Consider the following 2016-nt stretch of genomic DNA (forward strand, 5'->3'; position numbering starts at 1 on the left):
CCCCAGGAGCAGCACCGTGAACTGGACCGGCAAGACCCTGATCCCGACCGCGGGCACCGCCGTGGCCGCCCTCGCCGCGTGGGCCCTCGCCGCTCCCCAGTCCCTCGGTCTTCCGGCCGTCGGCTCAGGGGCCCCGCCCGCCAGGAGCGTCGTGTGGGACGGTGACGCCTCCCATGGCCCGGGTGTCTTCGGAACGACCCTGTGCGACGCGCCGGGCAGCGTCACCGTGGACAACTGGGGCGGTTCGCGCGGCGACATCTTCAAGTTCAACAAGCCCATCGGCGTGCCCCGCTGCGAGGCGCACAATGTACGCACCGCGAGCGGCGAGTACGCCTTCAAGGACGGCCGTACGTACTGGTTCGGCTGGGACTCCATGACAAAGACGGGCGACGCCCAGACCGTCTTCCAGTGGAAGTCCAACGGCACCAACGACCAGCACAGCCAGAACTACCCCGTGCTCATGAAGGTGGAGGACGGGAAGCTGAAGGTCTGGTACGTCGCCCCGGGCGAGGAGTGGATCTCCATCGGCTCGGCGGCCTGGTCGGCCGGTGCCTGGCACTCCGTCCAGCTCGGCGTCACCACCAGCTCCGGCGGCTCCGGCAGGCTCTCCGTCTACCTGGACGGCCGGGAGATCGCCTCCCGCACCGGAGCCCGTACGTGGGACGACCTGGGCAACAAGCCGCGCTGGGGCACCTACTGGGGGACCGACGCGAGCACCGCGTCCATCAACTGGATCGACGGTCTGAAGATGGGGGAGTCGCGGGCGGACGTGGACTGAGGCCGGTCCCGGGCGTCCACCGGAGACCCGGAGCAAAAATCTGCGTAACGCAGCAATGTTGTCCGGTGTGGTCTACGATTCCCTGCGTGCCGCAATAACTGCGCCACGCAGATAAAGGGCACGATCCACGGATTCACGGATTCACGGACCCACGGGGGAGAACCATGCTGACCGTCGCCGTCACCGGGGCCACCGGTGCCCAGGGCGGGGCCACCGCCCGCGCGCTGCTCTCGTCCGGGCACCGGGTGCGTGCCCTCACCCGCGATCCCGCATCGCCCGCCGCGGACGCCCTGCGCCGCCTCGGTGCCGAGGTCCGCCGCGCCGACTTCGACGACCCGGCGGCCCTGGAGACCGCACTCGCCGGCGCGGACTCGCTGTTCGCCGTCACCACACCGTTCGGCACCTCGGTCCGCACGGAGGCCCGCCAGGGCGTCGCCCTCGTCGACGCCGCGGTGCGGGCGCGGACCGGCCACATCGTGTTCACGTCGGCGGCCCACGCCGACCGCGGGACCGGCGTCCCGCACTACGAGAGCAAGCGCCGGATCGAGGAGCACCTCGGCGCGGTCGACGTGCCCTGGACGGTCATCGCCCCGGCCGCGTTCATGGACAACTACGCCCACGGCTGGACCCTGGAGGGCCTGCGCGAGGGCGTGTTCGCCTGGCCCATGCCCGCCGACCGGCCGCTCACGCTCATCTCCGCCGCCGACATCGGCGCGTTCGCGGCGCTGGTCATCGGGCGCCGCGAGGCGTTCGCGGGGCGGCGCGTCGACATCGCGTCCGACGTGCTCACACCCGCCCGGATGGCGGAGGTGCTCTCGGTCGCCACCGGTCGGCCCGTGGCGCACCGGCACGTGCCGGTGGACGCCGTGCGGAACTGGTCGGCCGACCTCGCGGACATGTTCGCGTACTTCACCGCGCACGGCCTGGACGTGGACGTCGCCGGGCTGCGCCGCGACTACCCCGAGGTCGGCTGGCGCGGCTTCACCGACTGGGCCGCCGCCCAGGACTGGGACGCACTCCTGGCCGCCGGGCCGGTGCCCGGCGGCCCCGGCGGGTCATGACGGGTTCTGAGTGCGTCGGCGCAGGTCGGCGCGCTCGGAGCGGAGCACGTCCCGGGCGAGGCGCCGCGAGAGTCCGATGAGCCGCCGCCGCAGGGCGGTGTTCCCGGCGCCCGGGGTGCGCGCGAGGGCCTGGTAGGTGTCGTTCCAGTCGCGCTGGGTCTGAACGGGGTCGGGGGT

The 2016-nt window shown here is 72.7% G+C and carries 2 protein-coding genes and 1 pseudogene; 2 read left to right on the top strand and 1 reads right to left on the bottom strand.

Annotation, left to right across the window (positions count from 1 at the left end; all coding sequences use genetic code 11):
* Both AB8Z36_RS37025 and AB8Z36_RS37030 read left to right on the top strand, forming a co-directional pair.
* On the top strand, positions 1-778 hold a 778-nt coding region (locus AB8Z36_RS37025; protein ID WP_369217774.1), incomplete at its 5' end, for a heparin lyase I family protein.
* A 164-nt stretch (positions 779-942) separates the two neighbouring features.
* Positions 943-1839 (top strand): NmrA/HSCARG family protein, encoded by an 897-nt coding sequence (locus AB8Z36_RS37030; RefSeq protein ID WP_369217775.1) that lies wholly within the window; start codon positions 943-945, stop codon positions 1837-1839.
* Here AB8Z36_RS37030 and AB8Z36_RS37035 read toward each other — a convergent pair.
* Positions 1834-2016: pseudogene (locus tag AB8Z36_RS37035) on the bottom strand (hypothetical protein); the annotation flags it as partial. The gene AB8Z36_RS37030 and the pseudogene AB8Z36_RS37035 overlap by 6 nt on opposite strands.

Source organism: Streptomyces flavofungini (genome assembly GCF_041028215.1).
GTDB classification, from domain to species: domain Bacteria; phylum Actinomycetota; class Actinomycetes; order Streptomycetales; family Streptomycetaceae; genus Streptomyces; species Streptomyces flavofungini_B.

What these genes read in the sequence shown, in the direction of transcription:
- AB8Z36_RS37030 (WP_369217775.1), top strand. Translation starts at nt 943, where the DNA reads ATGCTGACCGTCGCCGTCACCGGGGCCACCGGTGCCCAGGGCGGGGCC.